The 18,048-nt window shown below is 42.1% G+C and carries 17 protein-coding genes and 1 pseudogene; 15 read left to right on the top strand and 3 right to left on the bottom strand.

Features of this window, described 5'->3' with window-relative positions; translation table 11 throughout:
* Positions 1-3: 3 nt before the first annotated feature.
* Complete coding sequence (gene modC / locus ACED42_RS07775; RefSeq protein WP_029222763.1) at positions 4-1,110, top strand: molybdenum ABC transporter ATP-binding protein ModC; 1,107 nt, start codon at positions 4-6, stop codon at positions 1,108-1,110.
* A gap of 447 nt (positions 1,111-1,557) precedes the next feature.
* Here modC and ACED42_RS07770 read toward each other — a convergent pair whose 3' ends face one another.
* Positions 1,558-1,995 carry a DUF3069 domain-containing protein gene (locus ACED42_RS07770; RefSeq protein ID WP_004731036.1) on the bottom strand — a complete coding sequence of 146 codons (438 nt, stop codon included), beginning with the start codon at positions 1,993-1,995 and terminating at the stop codon, positions 1,558-1,560.
* A gap of 152 nt (positions 1,996-2,147) precedes the next feature.
* On the opposite strand from ACED42_RS07770, the gene ACED42_RS07765 reads away from it, so the two are divergent.
* The gene (locus ACED42_RS07765; protein WP_371702054.1) at positions 2,148-3,098 is read left to right on the top strand and encodes a diguanylate cyclase; all 951 of its coding nucleotides are present in this window, start codon (positions 2,148-2,150) and stop codon (positions 3,096-3,098) included.
* 101 nt (positions 3,099-3,199) lie between these two features.
* Entirely contained in the window at positions 3,200-4,186 is a 987-nt protein-coding gene (locus tag ACED42_RS07760) for a Solitary outer membrane autotransporter beta-barrel domain (protein WP_371702111.1), read from the top strand.
* Between the two features lie 79 nt (positions 4,187-4,265).
* Here the strand turns inward: ACED42_RS07760 and ACED42_RS07755 are convergent, their stop codons facing one another.
* Positions 4,266-5,507, bottom strand: coding sequence for a GGDEF domain-containing protein (locus ACED42_RS07755; RefSeq protein ID WP_012600626.1), 1,242 nt, complete (start codon positions 5,505-5,507; stop codon positions 4,266-4,268).
* A 392-nt stretch (positions 5,508-5,899) separates the two neighbouring features.
* Here ACED42_RS07755 and ACED42_RS07750 point away from each other — a divergent pair, with 392 nt between their 5' ends.
* The 9 genes from ACED42_RS07750 (at position 5,900) to ACED42_RS07710 (ending at position 14,581) form a co-directional block, all read left to right on the top strand.
* A complete protein-coding gene (locus ACED42_RS07750; RefSeq protein ID WP_009845358.1) occupies positions 5,900-6,268 on the top strand; it encodes a late competence development ComFB family protein in 369 nt (122 codons plus the stop codon).
* 38 nt (positions 6,269-6,306) lie between these two features.
* On the top strand, positions 6,307-6,588 hold the full coding sequence (locus tag ACED42_RS07745; protein ID WP_012600627.1) for an HlyU family transcriptional regulator: 282 nt from the start codon (positions 6,307-6,309) through the stop codon (positions 6,586-6,588).
* 299 nt (positions 6,589-6,887) lie between these two features.
* Positions 6,888-8,435 (top strand): Re/Si-specific NAD(P)(+) transhydrogenase subunit alpha, encoded by a 1,548-nt coding sequence (gene pntA / locus ACED42_RS07740; protein ID WP_371702052.1) that lies wholly within the window; start codon positions 6,888-6,890, stop codon positions 8,433-8,435.
* Between the two features lie 10 nt (positions 8,436-8,445).
* A complete protein-coding gene (gene pntB / locus ACED42_RS07735; RefSeq protein ID WP_009845361.1) occupies positions 8,446-9,843 on the top strand; it encodes a Re/Si-specific NAD(P)(+) transhydrogenase subunit beta in 1,398 nt (465 codons plus the stop codon).
* A gap of 345 nt (positions 9,844-10,188) precedes the next feature.
* The gene (gene vxrA, locus ACED42_RS07730) at positions 10,189-11,661 is read left to right on the top strand and encodes a sensor histidine kinase VxrA (protein WP_009845362.1); all 1,473 of its coding nucleotides are present in this window, start codon (positions 10,189-10,191) and stop codon (positions 11,659-11,661) included.
* Positions 11,636-12,295 (top strand): response regulator transcription factor VxrB, encoded by a 660-nt coding sequence (gene vxrB, locus ACED42_RS07725; protein ID WP_009845363.1) that lies wholly within the window; start codon positions 11,636-11,638, stop codon positions 12,293-12,295. The genes vxrA and vxrB overlap by 26 nt, the downstream gene beginning before the upstream one ends.
* Positions 12,295-13,173: a DUF2861 family protein gene (locus ACED42_RS07720; protein WP_371702051.1), complete on the top strand. Its 879-nt coding sequence runs from the start codon at positions 12,295-12,297 to the stop codon at positions 13,171-13,173. The genes vxrB and ACED42_RS07720 overlap by 1 nt, the downstream gene beginning before the upstream one ends.
* Before the next feature lie 59 nt (positions 13,174-13,232).
* Positions 13,233-14,387, top strand: a complete 1,155-nt coding sequence (locus ACED42_RS07715) for a conjugal transfer protein TraF (RefSeq protein WP_012600631.1) — start codon at positions 13,233-13,235, stop codon at positions 14,385-14,387.
* A gap of 41 nt (positions 14,388-14,428) precedes the next feature.
* Complete coding sequence (locus ACED42_RS07710; protein WP_004731009.1) at positions 14,429-14,581, top strand: YoaH family protein; 153 nt, start codon at positions 14,429-14,431, stop codon at positions 14,579-14,581.
* Positions 14,582-15,345: 764 nt separating this feature from the next.
* Here the strand turns inward: ACED42_RS07710 and ACED42_RS07705 are convergent.
* On the bottom strand, positions 15,346-16,626 hold the full coding sequence (locus tag ACED42_RS07705; RefSeq protein ID WP_371702049.1) for a GGDEF domain-containing protein: 1,281 nt from the start codon (positions 16,624-16,626) through the stop codon (positions 15,346-15,348).
* A gap of 501 nt (positions 16,627-17,127) precedes the next feature.
* Between ACED42_RS07705 and ACED42_RS07700 the strand changes: the two are divergent.
* The 3 genes and pseudogenes from ACED42_RS07700 to ACED42_RS07690 all read left to right on the top strand — a co-directional run bounded on the left by ACED42_RS07700 (position 17,128) and on the right by ACED42_RS07690 (position 17,958).
* Positions 17,128-17,322, top strand: a pseudogene (locus tag ACED42_RS07700) (hypothetical protein).
* A complete protein-coding gene (locus ACED42_RS07695) occupies positions 17,276-17,398 on the top strand; it encodes a hypothetical protein (RefSeq protein ID WP_258186662.1) in 123 nt (40 codons plus the stop codon). Before ACED42_RS07700 ends, ACED42_RS07695 begins: the two are co-directional and overlap by 47 nt.
* Before the next feature lie 323 nt (positions 17,399-17,721).
* Entirely contained in the window at positions 17,722-17,958 is a 237-nt protein-coding gene (locus tag ACED42_RS07690; RefSeq protein ID WP_371702047.1) for a hypothetical protein, read from the top strand.
* Positions 17,959-18,048: the final 90 nt, after the last annotated feature.

Here is an 18,048-nt window from a genome sequence, read left to right as displayed (position 1 = left end):
CGCATGAGCACTTTGGTCCTCCAATATCAGCAACAGCTTGGTGAAACGTTTTTTGATATTGACTTAGAATTGCCAAGTACTGGTATTACGGCAATTTTCGGTCGTTCTGGTGCAGGTAAAACTTCACTTATCAATGCCATTAGTGGTCTCAAACAACCAGATAGTGGCTTGATCAGCGTATCTGGAACCATTCTGTTCGATAGTGAAAATGGCATCAACTTACCAACGCACAAACGCAACGTCGGCTATGTATTCCAAGAATCACGATTGTTCCCACACATGAAGGTAGCTGCGAATTTAAAGTACGGCATGAAATGCGTCGATAACGCGCACTTTGAACAAATAGTCTCGCTGCTATCGTTGGACTCGCTGCTTGATCGCTATCCAGCCCGTCTGTCTGGCGGTGAGAAGCAACGTGTTGCGATTGGCCGCGCACTGTTGTCTAAGCCCAGCATTCTATTGATGGATGAGCCATTGGCGTCTCTGGACTTACCTCGTAAGCGTGAAGTAATGCCGTTTCTTGAAAACTTATCTGAAACCGTTCAAATACCGATTATCTATGTCACTCATAGCCTCAATGAAATATTACGCTTGGCAAATCACCTTGTGATCATTGAGCAAGGCACAGTTATTTCATCGGGGATGACGGAAGAGGTATGGGCATCGAGAGCCATGCAACCGTGGCAATCTTTTTCAGAGCAAAGTTCGTTGTTTGAAGCGACATTAGCGGAACATAATGATGATTATGCGTTGTCACGTCTAACGTTAGGTAAATCAACGTCACTTTGGGTTCAAAAGGTGTCGAGCGAGCTTGGCACTACGGTAAGGCTGCAAGTGAGGGCAAATGATGTCTCTATCACGCTACAGCAGCCGCAAGGCACTTCGATACGTAATATCCTTCCTGTCACTATTAAAAGGGTAGAGACGCACCAGCAAGGCTCGAATAAGCAGAGTGTCGCTGTCGAGTTAGAACTTGAGGCCGGATGCTACCTATGGGCAACCATTACATTGTGGGCGCTGGATGAGCTGAATTTAGAAATTGGGCAACGTGTCTACGCACAAATTAAAGGCGTGAGTGTCGCGCAAAGAGATATTGCGATAACGCACTAAACTTATGCACTAAGTTCATGCAGCAAGCTCATGCGATAAGATATTCAGATCTAGCGGTAATACATTAAGGCCCCACGACGTACTTGGTTTCTGGTTTCATTTTAGAACGGGTAAAACTCGAACTTGATTCTGTGACTCGATCTTGATTCCATAAATGACTACATGCGTCATTTTTATACGGTATAACTGCCAGTTCTGCGTCATACTATATGAGTGTGTATGTATACTTTCGTGCGATGAGAAAAGTTAGAATTCTAAGAGCCACAATGAGAATCCCTGCACTAACAAGAACCCAGACGTTACATTCGAATAATAGAAGAAGCGAGCAGAAAAAGAACGTATAGAAAAAGCTGCTGGTACAAAAAAGCCGCATGTTTTAAATAACATACGGCTTAATCATTAAGTTTTCCTTAAGCATTCAACCTAAATTTAGGTGCTCTGAATAGCTTAGCGGATGAAAACTTCTTTGAAATCACGCTTCAAGATAGCATCACGGCGCGCTTTCTTGATTTGCTTAGCCATGTCTTTTACACAGTTATGTAAAATTTGGTCAAGCAGTTGAGCTCGGTACTCTTCTTTTTCTTCATCAGACATGCCTTCTGGAAGTTTAAGAGTAGGGAACTCCTCCATCATGTTTACGCCAGCGAAAGCTTGGCTAACAGAGATTAGAGCGTGGAATTGCTCGAAGTTGTCTAAAACATTTTGTGCGCTTGCTGGAAGGCTGCTCCAAGTTTCACGCACTGCTTCTTCAGACACTTCGTGAATAGAAGTAACCATGTTGTGCATCTCTTTAGGCACTTCATCAAATTCGATAACTTGGCGAAGCTCTGGTGAGATAGTGGTTAAATCGATTTCTTGTACTTCGTTGTTTGTAGCGTCTGACATAGTATTTCTCTTTAAAAAGAAACAATGCTAAAAAGATCTGTAAAAAAGTCAATATAATATAGAGATTAGGGCATGATTTAAGCCCAAATTTGAGCTACTTTGAATATTCAACACTAGATAAAGGTGATGTGATGATAGAAAAGGGATCTTCGATGCGCATATTGCTGGTTGATGACGTTCAACTGGATAGGATGCAACTCGCTATTCGACTCAAGCAACTGGGTCATGTTGTAGAAGCTGTTGGTAGCGGAAAAGAAGCCCTGAATGTTTATTCTGATTTTGATCCTGAACTCGTGTTACTGGATATCAGCATGCCAGACATGGATGGTTTTGAGGTCGCTAACGAAGTTCGTCGGCAATTCCCAGAATGGGTTCCGATCATCTTTTTGAGCGGTCATGAAGAGCCTGAAATGATCGCAAAAGCGATAGATGCCGGCGGCGATGATTATTTGATCAAACCGGTAAACAAAGTTGTTTTGAACTCTAAGTTGATTGCGATGCAGCGTATTGCGCACATGAGACGAGAGTTAAAACAGAGTACCGCCAAACTCGAAGAACTGAATATTTTACTGCAACAACAAGCCAACGAAGACGGCCTAACCAAATTGTACAACCGACGATATATGGATACTAAGCTTGAAGAGAGCATTGCGTGGCACGGACGACGTAATATATCCATGACCGTCATACTACTCGATGTTGACTTTTTTAAGCCTTACAACGATAACTATGGCCACATTCAAGGGGATAAGTGCCTGCAAGGGCTTGCCAATACTTTGAAAGAGCTCTTTGTTCGAGCTGGAGAGTTTGTTGGACGTTACGGCGGTGAAGAGTTCGTCATCATTCTGAGTGATACCGATAGCTCAGGGGCTAATTTACAGGCTAATCGTGTAAAAGAAGCACTGCATCAAATGAACTACGTCCACGACTACTCAGCAGTGTCTGATAGGGTGACAGCGTCACAAGGTGTGTTGTCATTCGTCCCTGAAGGTGGTGAAGCTATCGCTTCTATTTACGAAAAGGTTGACCAAGCACTGTATCAAGCCAAGCAAAGTGGAAGAAATACCTACATACAACGCGATATTATGGAGCTTGAGCAATAGTTGACGAGCTTCGGTAGTAACCTGAATTATACTTCTAGTAGCTTATAAGCTAGGAAGTGACTTAAGTGATAAAAGAAATGCAGCATTCCAAGTCATTCGTTATGACTAACTCAAACAAAGGTCTTGTATTAACTCTGTTTGTTTCCGTGTGTCCAACCGCTGTTAACGCAGCTTCGCTCTCTGAATTGGTCAGAAAAGACATTGAACAAACCTTCGCAACGAGTGTTTTGCTCAATGATACGGATGTGTTTACCTTTGGCATAAATAATTTTGATCCCAACAAAGTCTTTAGTTTGGACAATGAAGATATTGGCTCTAATGACTCAGTAAGTCGCCGACAAAATATCGCTTCCCTCAGCCTTCCTTATACCTTTGAAGTGCCAAGTTATATTGAAGACAACCATCAAGAAGTAACACTTCGTTTATCTGCGTTGCGGATAGAGAAGGATGTTCAATATGCCAGTTCAACGATAAGCGACTTTCAAAAAGAGTCTGTTGTTTCTGGTTACGTTGAGTATGCAAACGTATCCCAGTTGAACGAATACTGGAGTTTTAGTTCTGCAATTGGTAACCATATTTCCTATTATCGAAACGATTTTGAATATCGTTCTTCGTTGCTTGCACCAATTCAAGGTCAGCTGGATGGTCTTTATCTGAACACGGATGCTTGGGCATACATAATAGAGCCTAAGATAAAGTTGATGTTTGAAGATAAGAATGACTGGGGTAAATATAAACTCAGTACCAGTTGGCATTACTTTAATGGTATAGGTTGGGGAGAAGCCAATAACGGTAATATTGGTCACCCAGAAGGTTGGTACATAGCAAATGAAGCTAAGATCTTCTATGACTTAGTTCGTTGGGACAAAAACATCACATCCATGTATTCGAGTATAAGAAGAATAGATATTGGTGGTGATACTGTCGCGTCTATGGGCACTACAGCTTACTACGAAGGTAGTGTAGGTTGGTTGCTTAACCCAAATCTGTTTAATGACTGGGTCGACAATGTAGGAATAGGGTTTACTATCAATTACGGAAGTAGTTTGAAAGGAGGGAGCTTAGTCATCTTCTTTAACCAAGATTAGTCTAAGCACCAACGCTTTCGATGTTCACACCGTTAAATTACGATGTTCAGAGCTTTACATTCCAAGACTTTCAACGTCTTTAACTATCGACACACAGCTTGTTTCGGCCAGTTTCTTTTGCTTTGTACAGTGCGTTATCGGCAAGTTTCAAGACTTCTACGGGTTGTTTAGTGGTTCTACTATCAGACAGCCCAATGCTCACCGTTACGTTTACGACTTCAGTTGATTTGTTGCTCTGACCACGTTTTTTAATGCCGACTTCATGGTCGTCAGGGCGATCGTTGCTATTTCGAATCGTCATATCGTAGTTTTGTACTTCCGAAATGAGAACTTGAAGGTGCTCTTTAACCTGTTCCGAGTATTTGCCTTTAAAAATAATCGTAAACTCTTCACCACCATAGCGATAAGCTTTTGCACCACCGGTTGTTTCACTCAATATACGTGCTACCAACTTCAACACATCGTCGCCAATGTCATGCCCGTAGGTATCGTTAAATTTCTTGAAGTGGTCGATATCAACCATCGCCATTGAGTATTTTCGCCCTAAGTGCTTCATATCCACTTCTAGTGCGTGTCTACCTGGAATGTTAGTTAAACGGTCATTAAAGGCCATATCGTGGCTAGCAGAGACGACATAGATAATGAATAACGTACCAGACAGCGAGAACATCGTACTAGAGATGTATTGCACATCAAAAAATATGAATGTACTAGTAGAAAGTAAAATTGCGCTGTATACGACAACATCAATCGCGCGGTTGTATACCAGAACTAAAATCGAAGTAAGGCCAAGTAAACAAAGGCTATACAGCACTAAAACGAAAGGTAGCCTCGAGAATCCGTTAACGATAAACAGGATACCTTCGCTCCATGACTCAAATCCACCTGACTGGAAATGAGAAACAATTAATTGTGCCCATACCGTAAACAGAACGAGAACCAAAGCATATAGGAACATGGATTTCGAGTTAACGCCGTTATCTGGGAAGGCATACACCAGTAAGCATGTTACAGGAACTAAAGCGGTTAACAGAGACAGTTCTAATAGAGTGGTGCCTGTGTTGAGTGGCGTTTGTAAACGAACTTGAATGATGAGGTATGCGACGAGCATGGTTAAGGACACCATGGCCATACGACCTTGCTTAAATGTGTGGCACAGCAAAACCGCAACGCTCAATAGAATGTATGGGAGGTTGCTAGCAAACCCTAAGTTTGAATCCGTCACTAGGATGACGTTGTTCATACCTGCAAGTAATATTGCTAATAGAAGTAAGGGAAAGCAAAATCGAAATATGCTCGACGTGACGAAAGAAGATGTCATTTATGTGGTGAGCCTAACTATAATGATGATCTTATATTTTAATTTTATACGTAGGATACGGGTAAACAAGCAATTGCCAAGCTTTTTCATTAAATTATAGCAAAAACATGATCATAGCTCGCTAATTGTACAATTAAATTTATATGTGTTTCAGTTGCTATTAACCTAAGAACGAGCTAAACAGTATATATGATAAATGAAACAGCCGTTATTGATACTTAACTAAATTAAGGTAGTTTGTGCTTAAGAGTTAGGTGGTTACCTAAGTAGCAATGAACAGATGTTATACGCCTAACTGCAGAAGCGGTTAGCAACAACGGCAATTAGTTACAACAATGATTAGCTGTAACAACGATTAAACTAGAACCAACCGCTCAACATGGAGGTGTAATATGCAAATCAGTGTCGATGTCCATAACTATATGGAAACTTTGGTGGGAAATGTATTAGCGACAGAAGAGTATGTTTCTGGCTATACCAACGAGCAGTTAGCCGATCTTGCGTGTTTGGCTTTAGGTCAGCTTAAACCCATCTATATTCGCTTCGATGTCGATTTTCTATCGGCATTGCCAGAGGATAAATTGGTGCTGTATAAACGAAATAGTGAGATCGCGGTCAAAAATGCAGAAAGTATGATCATTGACGACAGAAGACGAGAGCGTGACGACAATGTACCCGTTATCTTTAGTCAACATAATTTTGATGATGACGTTGAATTACAATGGTATGAAAAGCCATTGTTGAGCGGTAAACAGTCATGATAGTTTACGGTTAATGCGGTCATTTAAGGAGTAAAAACGTGGGATTCTTTTCTAGATTATTTAGTGGCAAAGAAAAAACCGAACAAAAAGTAGAAATTGAGCCAGTCGAATACAAAGGCTTCAATATCTATCAAGATGCCATTGCTGAATCTGGTCAATACCGTGTAGCTGGGCGAATCGAGAAAGAATTTGATGGTGAAATCAAAACCCATCGTTTTATTCGTTCAGATGTTGTTTCAAACAAACAAGATGCCGATGAACTGATGCTTAAAAAATCGCAGATGTTCATCGACCAAATGGGCGATAGCATTTTTAGCTAACCAAATAGGGTTAGAATTGATGTTGGTCATAATTTAGAGAGCTTTCAGTGTATATGCTGAAAGCTCTTTTTAGTTTTAGGAACAAAGAACAGCTAGTAGGTTGTTATTTAAAGGAATATTTGCAAGTGGTTTGACCTCTTGGCTCAAAAGAGGCGTCATTTCTTCAAATGAAGTGCTCCAATTCCATCCAAATCGTTATAAGTAATAACTTTTCCTGTTCTTTGAATAAAACGCTTGAAGTATTAGTTGTCGTTAGATACAAACGAATAAGTCATTGTGCCAATAGTCAAGGAATAGCTATGCAAATTGGTGTACCAAGAGAAACACTCGCAGGTGAAACGCGAGTCGCTGCTTCGCCGAAATCGGTAGAACAGCTTCTAAAATTAGGATTTGAAGTTTGTGTTGAATCACAAGCAGGTGCGTTAGCAAGTTTTGAAGATGCAGTTTATGAACAAGCTGGAGCAAAAATTGTCACCGCAGATGAAGCTTGGAAATCCGATATTATTTTTAAAGTTAACGCTCCGATCGTTGACGAAACTAAAAATGAAATTGATCTTCTTAAAGATGGCGCAACATTGGTCAGCTTTATTTGGCCAGCTCAGAACCCAGAATTAATGGAACAATTGTCCACTCGTAATATCAACGTGATGGCGATGGATTCTGTACCTCGTATTTCAAGAGCTCAAGCGTTAGATGCATTGAGTTCTATGGCTAACATCGCGGGTTACCGTGCTGTTGTTGAGGCGGCGCATGAGTTTGGTCGATTCTTCACAGGTCAAATTACGGCGGCAGGCAAAGTTCCACCCGCGAAGGTACTGGTTGCTGGTGCGGGTGTTGCTGGCCTAGCAGCAATTGGCGCTGCGGGTAGTTTGGGTGCGATCGTTCGTTCGTTCGATGTTCGTCCTGAAGTAAAAGAGCAAGTCGAATCTATGGGCGCTGAATTCTTGGAAGTGGATTTCAAGGAAGATACCAGCGCGGGCGACGGCTACGCAAAAGAGATGTCTGAAGCATTCAATAAGAAAGCTGAAGAACTGTATGCAGCTCAAGCTAAAGATGTCGATATCATCATTACAACGGCGCTGATTCCAGGTCGTCCGGCTCCTAAGCTGATTACCAAAGAGATGGTAGACAGCATGAGTGCTGGTAGTGTGATTGTGGACCTTGCGGCAGCCAATGGCGGCAACTGTGAATATACCGTTGCGGATCAAGTCATTACAACGACTAACGGCGTGAAAGTGGTAGGTTACACAGATATGGTTGGTCGACTACCGACTCAATCATCTCAACTGTATGCAACGAACCTCGTTAACTTGCTGAAACTGCTTTGCAAAGAGAAAGATGGCAACATCAATATTGACTTTGAAGATGTCGTGCTACGCGGTGTTACTGTGGTTAAAGAGGGTGAAGTCACTTGGCCTGCACCACCCATTCAAGTTTCAGCTCAACCACAACAAGCTAAGCCCAAAGCGGTCAAACCAGAGCCAAAAGTTGAAGAGCCGGTTTCTCCAATTAAGAAAGTGGCAGGCATGGCGGTTGCTGTAGGTGCATTTGCTTGGGTAGCTTCGGTTGCTCCTGCTGCGTTCTTATCTCACTTTACCGTTTTTGTACTCGCTTGTGTGGTGGGTTATTACGTCGTTTGGAATGTAAGCCATTCTCTGCATACGCCTTTGATGTCCGTAACTAACGCGATTTCAGGAATCATTGTAGTCGGTGCACTGTTACAGATAGGACAAGGAAGTGGCGTTGTCACGTTCTTATCATTTATTGCCGTATTAATTGCAAGTATCAACATCTTTGGTGGCTTTACCGTAACCAAACGTATGCTTGAAATGTTCCGTAAAGACTAAGGAGTGACAGATGTCTGAAGGATTAGTACAAGCAGCTTATATTGTGGCTGCTGTATTCTTTATTATGAGCTTGGCTGGGTTGTCGAAACAGGAATCTGCGCGTGCAGGTAACTATTACGGTATCACGGGTATGGCAATCGCGTTGATCGCGACGATCTTTGGCCCACATTCTGCAGGTATTGTATGGATCATCATTGCTATGGTGATCGGTGGTGGTATTGGTATCCACTACGCAAGAAAAGTAGAAATGACTGAAATGCCTGAGCTGGTGGCAATTCTGCACAGCTTCGTAGGTATGGCAGCAGTACTTGTAGGTTACAACAGCTACATTGATCCACCTGCTACCGTTTCTATCAACCCTGCTGATATTCATGCAGAGCACGTGATCCACCTAGTGGAAGTGTTCCTTGGCGTGTTTATCGGTGCGGTGACGTTCACGGGTTCTATTGTTGCGTTTGGTAAGCTTCGCGGCGTTATCTCTTCGTCTGCATTGAACATCCCTCATAAGCATAAGTGGAACCTAGCGGCGATCGTAGTTTCTACACTACTGATGATTATGTTCGTTAAAGCGGACGGCAGCATGTTCGCGCTAATGGTGATGACTCTTATCGCATTCGCATTCGGTTACCACCTAGTGGCATCGATTGGTGGCGCAGATATGCCAGTGGTTGTCTCTATGCTGAACTCATATTCTGGTTGGGCAGCAGCAGCGGCAGGTTTCATGCTTGCGAACGATCTGCTTATCGTAACAGGTGCATTGGTTGGTTCGTCAGGTGCGATTCTTTCTTACATCATGTGTAAGGCGATGAATCGCTCTTTCATCAGCGTTATTGCTGGTGGATTCGGCCAAGACGTGGTTGTGTCTGATGGTGATGAAGAGCAAGGTGAACACCGCGAAACATCAGCTGAAGACGTGGCTGACATGCTTAAAAACTCAAAGTCAGTCATCATCACTCCTGGATACGGCATGGCAGTAGCTCAAGCTCAATACCCAGTGCATGAAATCACTGAGAAGCTGCGAGCGCAGGGCATCAATGTTCGATTTGGTATCCACCCAGTTGCTGGTCGATTACCGGGTCACATGAATGTGTTACTTGCTGAAGCCAAAGTACCTTACGATATCGTTCTTGAAATGGACGAACTCAACGATGACTTCAATGAGACCGATACTGTTTTGGTTATCGGTGCAAACGACACTGTGAACCCAGCAGCACTTGAAGATCCAAACAGCCCAATTGCTGGCATGCCAGTACTTGAAGTTTGGAATGCTCAGAACGTTATCGTATTCAAACGTTCGATGAACACAGGTTACGCAGGTGTGCAAAACCCACTGTTCTTCAAAGAGAATACGCAGATGTTGTTTGGTGATGCGAAACAGAGCTGTCTCGGTATTCTAGAGCATCTATAGGAAACACTTTTTAAGTATTTTCTAAGCAAAAGCATTAAGTCGTAACTAAATAAGGAGCTCATTAGAGCTCCTTTTTTTATTCATCTGAAAGTCGCTGTATCCTAAAGCAACAATCTATGACCCATAAGCAGCAATCTATGGCCCATAAGCAATAAGCACAGTCCGATAGACGGCCGTAAAACTCATTTGAATGAAGTTATAACGACTCAAACGATTAGCGAGTACAGCTGTGCAACATAGCCCTAATATGATCGAATTTGTCGCTATAACTCGTCATTAGCACGGTTTTTCATGCGGTTATAAATTTATCTTTGATAACGAATGGTATATATTTGATTGATCTATATGAATTTGCGTTGGTTTGTGATCATCAAAAGAACATTTACTCTGCTTATCGCTACATTATCAGTTTCAGTGAACGCGTTTGCTGACTCTTTACCTGAGCGTATCGATAACTTCACTAAACTTTTTGATCATGAAATGGCAATTGAATCTTATGATATTCGACTGCTTCAGGCTGATTACCCGACTCGCTTGATCATGCCGTCTTCTATGCTGCCGCAAACTGCTGAATACCCACTAAAAGACATCCAACGCTTATACCGGTTATCAAAAACATGCAGCGGAAAGTTGCCCTTAAGCCCTCTAATCACAGAGCCTTTGGTCTTTACTCGTGCAATGTGTAAAGGGACTAAACTTTCTGATCGTTGGTTTACTCGAAGTGGTTTGATTCATCCCGGTGGCGGTTCATATGCCGCACGCTACGTTGAGTTATACCCAGAGAAATTTGACTCGTTGAAGCGCTACATGCACATTCAAGAGCGACCGAACACAGAACACGATGAACTACTGTCTCGTCTACAGAAGATGGACAACGAAGCCATAACAGCTTTGCTAGCGGGTGCGAGTATGTTTGTTGAGCTTGATGAAATGTGGGTCAAGCGCGGCGATAGATATTACCTGTATAAAGAATCAGTTTGGAACGAAAATGCTACGCTCGCGGGCTTATCCTTTAGTTTGTCCTCAGAAGGCAACAGCTGTTTCGTCCAGCGCGGCAATGTATGTTGGGAAATAGAAGATCATTCAGAGCTTCTGCAGATCGCCATGTTTATTTTGGTGATTGCCAATATCCTACTCGTGTTGGGGTGGGCGGTTTACCGTTGGAACAGTAAAAAACAAGAGATGAAGAGCCGCATGCTGGTTCTTCAAATTCTAACGCATGAATTAAGAACACCGATTGCGAGTTTGTCATTGACGGTTGAAGGGTTTAGGCGAGAGTTCGAACACTTGCCAGAATCGGTATATGATGAATTTCGTAGGTTGTGTGAAGATACACGCCGTTTAAGGCAGTTGGCAGAAGCAAGTAAAGACTATTTGCAATCAGACAACCAACCGCTTGCAACAGAGTGGGTGCCAAGTGTTGAAGAGTGGCTTCAATACAAAGTTGAAGAAGACTTTGCTCCGGGCATTGAACTCCGCGTAAACAAAGATATTGCTGCAAAAGTAAACGTATATTGGTTAGGAACGTGTATCGATAACCTGATCAGAAATGCAGTGAAATACGGCGTTGCCCCGGTGATACTAGAACTGAATACTTCTGACAAGAAGCTGACATTCAAAGTTATAGATAATGGAGACTTGTCTCGCAAAGATTGGGGGCAACTAAGAAAGCCATTCGTAAGTAAGAGTGGACTCGGTTTAGGTCTGACGATAGTAGAATCTATGGTCGGAAAAATGGGCGGTCACATGACGCTTATCGGCCCCCCAACAACATTTATTTTGGAGATACCTTGTGAAACAGACATTGCTTCTCGTTGAAGACGATAAAAATTTAGCTGACGGTTTATTAGTTAGCCTTGAGCAAGCTGGATATGAATGTTTACATGCCGAGCTGATCTCTGAAGTTGAAGGCTATTGGGAACAAGCGGATCTTGTGATCCTAGACCGTCAACTTCCTGATGGTGACTCAGTAGATTCACTTCCCGGTTGGAAGAAAAAGAAAGATATCCCAGTTATTTTGCTTACGGCTCTCGTGACAGTAAAAGACAAAGTAGCCGGCTTAGACTCAGGTGCGAATGATTACCTAACGAAACCATTTGCAGAAGCTGAACTGTTTGCTCGAATCCGTGCACAGCTACGCCTACCTGATGCTGAAGATCAAGATGCATCAAAAGTGATGGCTCAAAACCTTGTAATTGACAAGGCAACACGTGAAGTGTTTTTTAATGAACTGGAAGTCACGTTAACGCGTACGGAATTTGATCTATTGCTATTCTTGGCAAGTAATCTTGGTCGAGTGTTTACTCGTGATGAGCTACTAGACCACGTTTGGGGTTACAACCACTTCCCAACAACTCGTACTGTAGATACGCACGTTCTGCAACTAAGACAGAAGTTACCAGGTTTAGAAATTGAAACCTTACGTGGCGTTGGCTACAAGATGAAAGCGTAATGAAAAAAACCTTACTTCCACTACTCATTTTATCAAGCGTCATCAATACTGCACACGCAGCCGATTGGTTTAAGGACAGTGATGCGCTGACACAAGTGCACAAGCACCTGCTAGATAATGATTTAGCATTGATGTTTGATTCATTGGTGGAAGTTTGGCAAATCAATGCTTCGCAATCTCGCGAAGATCATCTCAATCAGCTGTTCGAGCAAGCATTGAACAAAGATTGTGGGAAAACGCTCACCAAAAACACTTTACCGGATTGGATCAGCTCGGTCGTAGTGAAAAGACACATTATCCAAAGCCCAGGCAGGGAAACATTCCGTGTGGCGATTGATGTTGAATCGGAAAGCAACATCCAAGACATCACCTTTGAGAAGTGGGTCGACAAGGTCGTTTCGTCTGACAGTGAGTTCACCAAAGGTAACCCGGTAATCAATAACACTTCAGTGAGCGTATACAGCAAACGTTATAGCTTAGCGTCTCAACTTGATTCCGGACTTTATCGCCTGACTGTAAAAGGAAATAGCGGTAATTCCTGGAGCACTTGGGTCATTCTTGGTGAAGTGGTTATGCGTCAACAAGTTCGTTGGGCATCTAAAGACTCTTGGTTGATCGATAAAAAAGCACTGCTGAACCCATACTGCCCATTACCAAAGCTAGACGTAGGTTTGTACGATTATGTCGATGAACGATATAAGCAGGTGTGGGGTAAAAGTTATGAATCCGATTATCCGACCAATTTAACGGGTGAAGAACTGCCCAATGATCGTTATGTTTTAGCCGTTTCGATGGTACATTCGCGCTGGCAAGGTGACATAGCGATAGAGCAAGCACAAACTATCAGTAAAACTTATGATATTTCTAGCGAAGAGTAGCTAAAGTAATTTAGAATTGAGCCGTTAATAATGTAAGGGATCTAACAAAGATAAACGGCATGAAAAATACAACTAAACTACTCGCAGCATCAATTGCATTCGCCAGTCTTCCTCTTTCAGCAGCAAACTACGCCATTGAAGCGCGTGGTGATGCGATGGGTGGTGTTGGTGTTGTTTCAGCAAACTTCCTAACAGCTCCATTCTATAACCCAGCACTTGTTGCTATTTATCGTCGTAACGATGATATGGGTATGATCACGCCAAGTTTTGGTGGTAGTTATAATGACCCCCAAGACATGAAATCAAATATTGATTCCGCTCTGGCTGCGACAAACACTGCAGATTTAGATGCAGCTCTTAAAAAACTCGATGGTAACCAAGCTAATGTTGAACTTGGTGGTGTTGTCGCATTCGCAATCCCAAATCAATTTATAGCGGCGAACCTATTCGGCAAAGCCTATACGGAATCGTTTGCTACACCAAATGTTTACAATGAAGCGTCAGCGACAGATGCCGATAAGCTTGAGTTGTCGACGGTAGAAGCCGTTGCTATTGGTGTTACCGAAGTTGGATTAACTCTCGCTAAATATCAAACCTTTATGGGGCAGCATATTTCATTTGGTATCACGCCTAAACTTCAACGTATTTACACATACAACTACGTTGCTTCTGTTAAGAGCTACGATTTGTCTGATGTAAGAGACAATGGTGAAGGTGAAACTTCTTTTAATATGGATGCTGGCGCGCTTTGGTTCACAGGTCCATTTCGAGTTGGCTTTTCGGCTACCAACTTAATATCTAGAGATATCAATACCAAAGATACATCTCAAACTTTAACGAGTACGACCAGCGGTGTGACACACAAAGTCGGTGGCCAATACGCATACAAACTAGAGCCAGTATATACCGTAGGTGCTGGTATCGTAGCGGACTACTTCACGCTTAGTGTCGACTATGACTTAAATGAAACCGAAAAGTTTACTTCGTTCAAAGATAATGAACAGATGATTCGCGTTGGTACAGAAGTTGATGTTCTGCGTCAGCTTCAGCTAAGGGCAGGGTACTACAAGAATTTGGCATACTCTGGTTCAGAAGGTACAGTCACAGCAGGTATTGGTTTGTCGCCACTCAATTTGTTCCAGTTAGATTTAAGTGCTAACTACACAAATGAAAATGCAATGGGTGCATCAATCAATTTCCTTGCTAGTTACTAACAGTCCTTATATAGTTCTGCTCCTAAATAAAGGAGCAGACTATGCTAAACGACTTACCAACCCTTTCTCACGAAGAACAACAGAAAGCTGTTGAACGAATTCAAGAAATGATGACCCAGGGCATCAGCACAGCACAAGCTATCAAAATCGTTGCTGAGCAAATTCGTGAAGAAATGAGTAATAAAGAAGAGTAGGGCATTAGCCCTTCTTTTTTAACACCTTAGCGCACTATAACTAAACATATTACCCTCTAGTATATTATCTCGTACATACCAATTCTTTAGTTACCCTAAACCCCGAACTATTCAAAACCATTAAATGCCTTTTATTCAGTAAGTTACGTTAGAGTAATCCACTTATCAGGCTTTTCTTGGCTTCTATTTGTAATTAAATTACAGCAAGCTCTGAAAGTAATACAACTACCATTTTGGGTGTCAGTATTTATGTCACCATGTCTAAGTAGTTAAATCTATGGCGTTTTTTAAGGATAGTGACGTTGTGACTTCCATTTTTAGTGGATCAGAGTGCGTGATTAGAAGCGTGACGGGAGCAGAATAATAAGGATTTCCTCGAAGAGCAGCGCGAGATAAGTAACGACGGTAATGTTCAAAACCGATACCGCGAGTGACTTACGACTGCTTAGAGAAGGCTTTTACTAGCCAGATATGTGCGGTTTAGAACCAGTAGTTAGGAAGCTTAGAAACGATACATCTCAACCTGAGAATGCGATTAATGGCGTTACTACAGAATGTGTTATTACCGATGGTGAGAGCGCGCTTAGAGGCGTACATATCGATTAGAACCCTAATGAGACAGTAAAGCTTTTGGCTTCTTTAGTCTGCGTTGAAAATCTAACGGCGGCTTAAATGGACAGTAGATATCGACAGGGTATTAATGGCGTCTTGATTGGGTATTGGCAGAGAGTTGAATGTGTAACTGCAGTCTAGTCAAGCGAGCTTTAGTACAACTTTGCGACTTGGTTTCGTCCGTTGTCTTTCGCTTGGTAGAGTGCCTTGTCTGCACGTTTAATTGCAGAACGTATCGATTCATGTTGCTTAAGCTGTGTTACTCCAGTCGAAGTAGTTACTTTAAGCGCTTTAGGCCAAACGCTTTGGTCAATTGCTAGGTATAGATTATTGATAGCTTCGTTACACTGTAGCGCAGTTTGCTCCAGGCAAACTAAAAGGAACTCCTCACCACCCCAGCGATAAAGTAAATATTGCTCACCAAGACTCTCGTTAGCCGTTGCGACAAACTGAATAAGTACTTTGTCACCCACTTCATGGCCATGTTGATCATTGATTTGCTTAAAATGGTCTAAATCAAACAAAGCGATGTGAATGGTTTTTCCTTGCTGAGCTAACCATTCAAAATCATAGAAAGCATCTAAAGCTTCAGTTCTATTCCTACAGCCGGTCAACGGATCGGTTGTAGCCTTTATCTTTAGCTCTTCAATTTCTTGAGTCAACAAACGTTGTTGCTGTGCGGCACCTGTTCTTGTTCTTCTGGCTAGATATAACGCACAAGATATATAGTAAATCGCATACAGCACCCATAAACTAATTAAGAGTTTTCCTAGAACAAACTTGTCCATCGTCTTGCCGTGAAAAACGATGCTTTGTACTGTCAGTTTATGGTGCCCATCAAGTGTGCTAGCACCAAGCCCTAACTCAACCGACACAGCGTTGGTAACGTCTACGGCGCTATTCGTAATAGGGTGGTTGTAATAGTCGATCCACCACAAAGGGACATTGAAATAATCTAAGTCGATGTGTTTTCTATCGGGTAACGAGAAATCTAAACGATTGAACTTATTAGACATAGCGTCACCTTGAACGCTGTAATTCTCGTCGTAATTTCGAATGTAAAAGCGAAACCTTGGCTGTTCTTGGCCTTCGTAATCCATATTGATGGTCACTGAGTCATACACTGAGAGATCCAGACCTTTACCTTCCGTAGAGATAACGAACTCAATCTCACAGAATGGCGAGCTATAAGTACGCTTAAAGTCACACTGTAACTCAATGGTGTCTTCTGACTTATACAGCACCCCCTTGGTGCCACCATTATGTTCTTGGTCAGTGTTAACGAGTGTAGGGAATCTATCTGGAGTGATAACGTAGTTTTGATCCATGATCATATGGTAAGAGATAAACGACAGTAGAGTGGCAGCGAGGCAAAAAACAGAAAGGAATATATTGATTTGCCTGAATACGTTGTCGCTCAAAATGTTAATCATCCATACATGTAACTTTGTGGTTATGCGTGATGTCACCGCAAACAGAGATTCTATCGAGTATTCACATTCGAACCCAATAGTTAAAATTGAATTGAAGATTATACAGAAAAGTTAATGATTAAACTGATTTTTAGAACGAATTCTGTACGCAGACCCTTGGTTCTGAATGTTATTTGCTCAATAAGTGCGGTTTTTACGGGGGTAATAGTTTGACTGTATATTTATACAGTTAAGTTTACTGTGGTTCGGTTTGTCGTAATCAGAGTTATGTGTGCGAGTTTTATGGCTTGCTGTGACAACGAGTCACGAGGCCACTGTTACTGTTCGTCAATTAAAGTGGAGGGTAGTTATGTTGCAGTGTCACTTTTTAAGCTCAATTTTATCAAAACACTTTGTTGTTTATTAGAGCGTTCGTTTCATTCATTTTGTCTTTTATTCCCAATTACGCGCCATGGTGCGATACCTACTTGAATATTACGGATCTCGATGGAAAACGAAGTGATGGCGTTTCTTGATGCGTTGGTCATTGCATTTATTACAGGTTGAGTCTCAAGCCTCGGCACGATTGCGGCTTTGAAAACAGACATCAACTGGATAAAGCGAGTGCAACAAGACCAAGAGCAACGGATACGAAAACTGGAGAACCCCAATGAAAGGACACAAGTGCAAAGGTCGTCGACCAAACGGCCAACTTAAGAAAGGTTACACGCTCAAGAACGGGCGTGTGGTAAGGGCGAACACCACACGAAAACGCTACAAGAAACGCCGATGATTCACAGCAATCGAAAGGGCTATTTTTTTAGGAAAGTAGCCCTTTCTGCATTTCTACGACGAGAATCCACACTTTAAGCATCCAGTTTTACAGCTAATGATTTAAATCACTGTTATAAATAGGGTTAATGAGTATAATCCTTTCCCATAAATCAGACTAGACAGAAAAACTCTGTATTTAAATGCAGAATTTTCTATCTAATAAGCGTTAGTTCTACTTATTAAATGTGCGTACTGGTTCATATGTGTGATTCACTTCTCATTCATATGCGCAGCTACTCCGATATCATTCTCAGGATTTATAAAACAACAATTGAGGTTAAAATGAGTGCTAGGTATTGCGACAAATGTGGTCAAAAAACAGAACATAAAGAATTGATTAAGCAAAAACCGTCCAAATATGGCAATAGTAAGAAAGAAAAGTTTAAGGAATTTCTTGCGGGTTTTTTGGGTGGGATGGCTAGTCCAGCAGGAGCGTCACTAGATTTAATCGATCGCTATGTAGTTTGTTTAGAGTGTGGTACTAAAACATTAGAAAATCATGGCGATGAATTTCAATAAATTGTGTCTTGTCCAGTCTAAGTCGTAGAGCTAACAATCGGGTAGCCGGAGGTATTTACCCTCCAGCCCCCACACCACCCTGCATGCGGA

Origin of the sequence: Vibrio sp. FF145 (assembly GCF_041439075.1) — a bacterium.
GTDB classification, from domain to species: Bacteria; Pseudomonadota; Gammaproteobacteria; order Enterobacterales; family Vibrionaceae; genus Vibrio; species Vibrio tasmaniensis_A.
Note: the sequence above shows the minus strand (reverse complement) of the source record. Positions and strands in the feature narration are given on the sequence as shown.

Bases quoted from the DNA above. Each gene is read 5' to 3' on its own strand.
- ACED42_RS07715 (WP_012600631.1), top strand. From the start codon at position 13,233: ATGAAAAATACAACTAAACTACTCGCAGCATCAATTGCATTCGCCAGT.
- ACED42_RS07760 (WP_371702111.1), top strand. From the start codon at position 3,200: ATGACTAACTCAAACAAAGGTCTTGTATTAACTCTGTTTGTTTCCGTG.
- ACED42_RS07690 (WP_371702047.1), top strand. From the start codon at position 17,722: ATGAGTGCTAGGTATTGCGACAAATGTGGTCAAAAAACAGAACATAAA.
- pntB (WP_009845361.1), top strand. From the start codon at position 8,446: ATGTCTGAAGGATTAGTACAAGCAGCTTATATTGTGGCTGCTGTATTC.
- vxrA (WP_009845362.1), top strand. From the start codon at position 10,189: ATGAATTTGCGTTGGTTTGTGATCATCAAAAGAACATTTACTCTGCTT.
- ACED42_RS07765 (WP_371702054.1), top strand. From the start codon at position 2,148: ATGCGCATATTGCTGGTTGATGACGTTCAACTGGATAGGATGCAACTC.
- ACED42_RS07695 (WP_258186662.1), top strand. From the start codon at position 17,276: ATGAAAGGACACAAGTGCAAAGGTCGTCGACCAAACGGCCAACTTAAG.
- pntA (WP_371702052.1), top strand. From the start codon at position 6,888: ATGCAAATTGGTGTACCAAGAGAAACACTCGCAGGTGAAACGCGAGTC.
- ACED42_RS07720 (WP_371702051.1), top strand. From the start codon at position 12,295: ATGAAAAAAACCTTACTTCCACTACTCATTTTATCAAGCGTCATCAAT.
- ACED42_RS07770 (WP_004731036.1), bottom strand. From the start codon at position 1,995: ATGTCAGACGCTACAAACAACGAAGTACAAGAAATCGATTTAACCACT.
- ACED42_RS07755 (WP_012600626.1), bottom strand. From the start codon at position 5,507: ATGACATCTTCTTTCGTCACGTCGAGCATATTTCGATTTTGCTTTCCC.
- ACED42_RS07750 (WP_009845358.1), top strand. From the start codon at position 5,900: ATGCAAATCAGTGTCGATGTCCATAACTATATGGAAACTTTGGTGGGA.
- modC (WP_029222763.1), top strand. From the start codon at position 4: ATGAGCACTTTGGTCCTCCAATATCAGCAACAGCTTGGTGAAACGTTT.
- ACED42_RS07710 (WP_004731009.1), top strand. From the start codon at position 14,429: ATGCTAAACGACTTACCAACCCTTTCTCACGAAGAACAACAGAAAGCT.
- ACED42_RS07705 (WP_371702049.1), bottom strand. From the start codon at position 16,626: ATGATTAACATTTTGAGCGACAACGTATTCAGGCAAATCAATATATTC.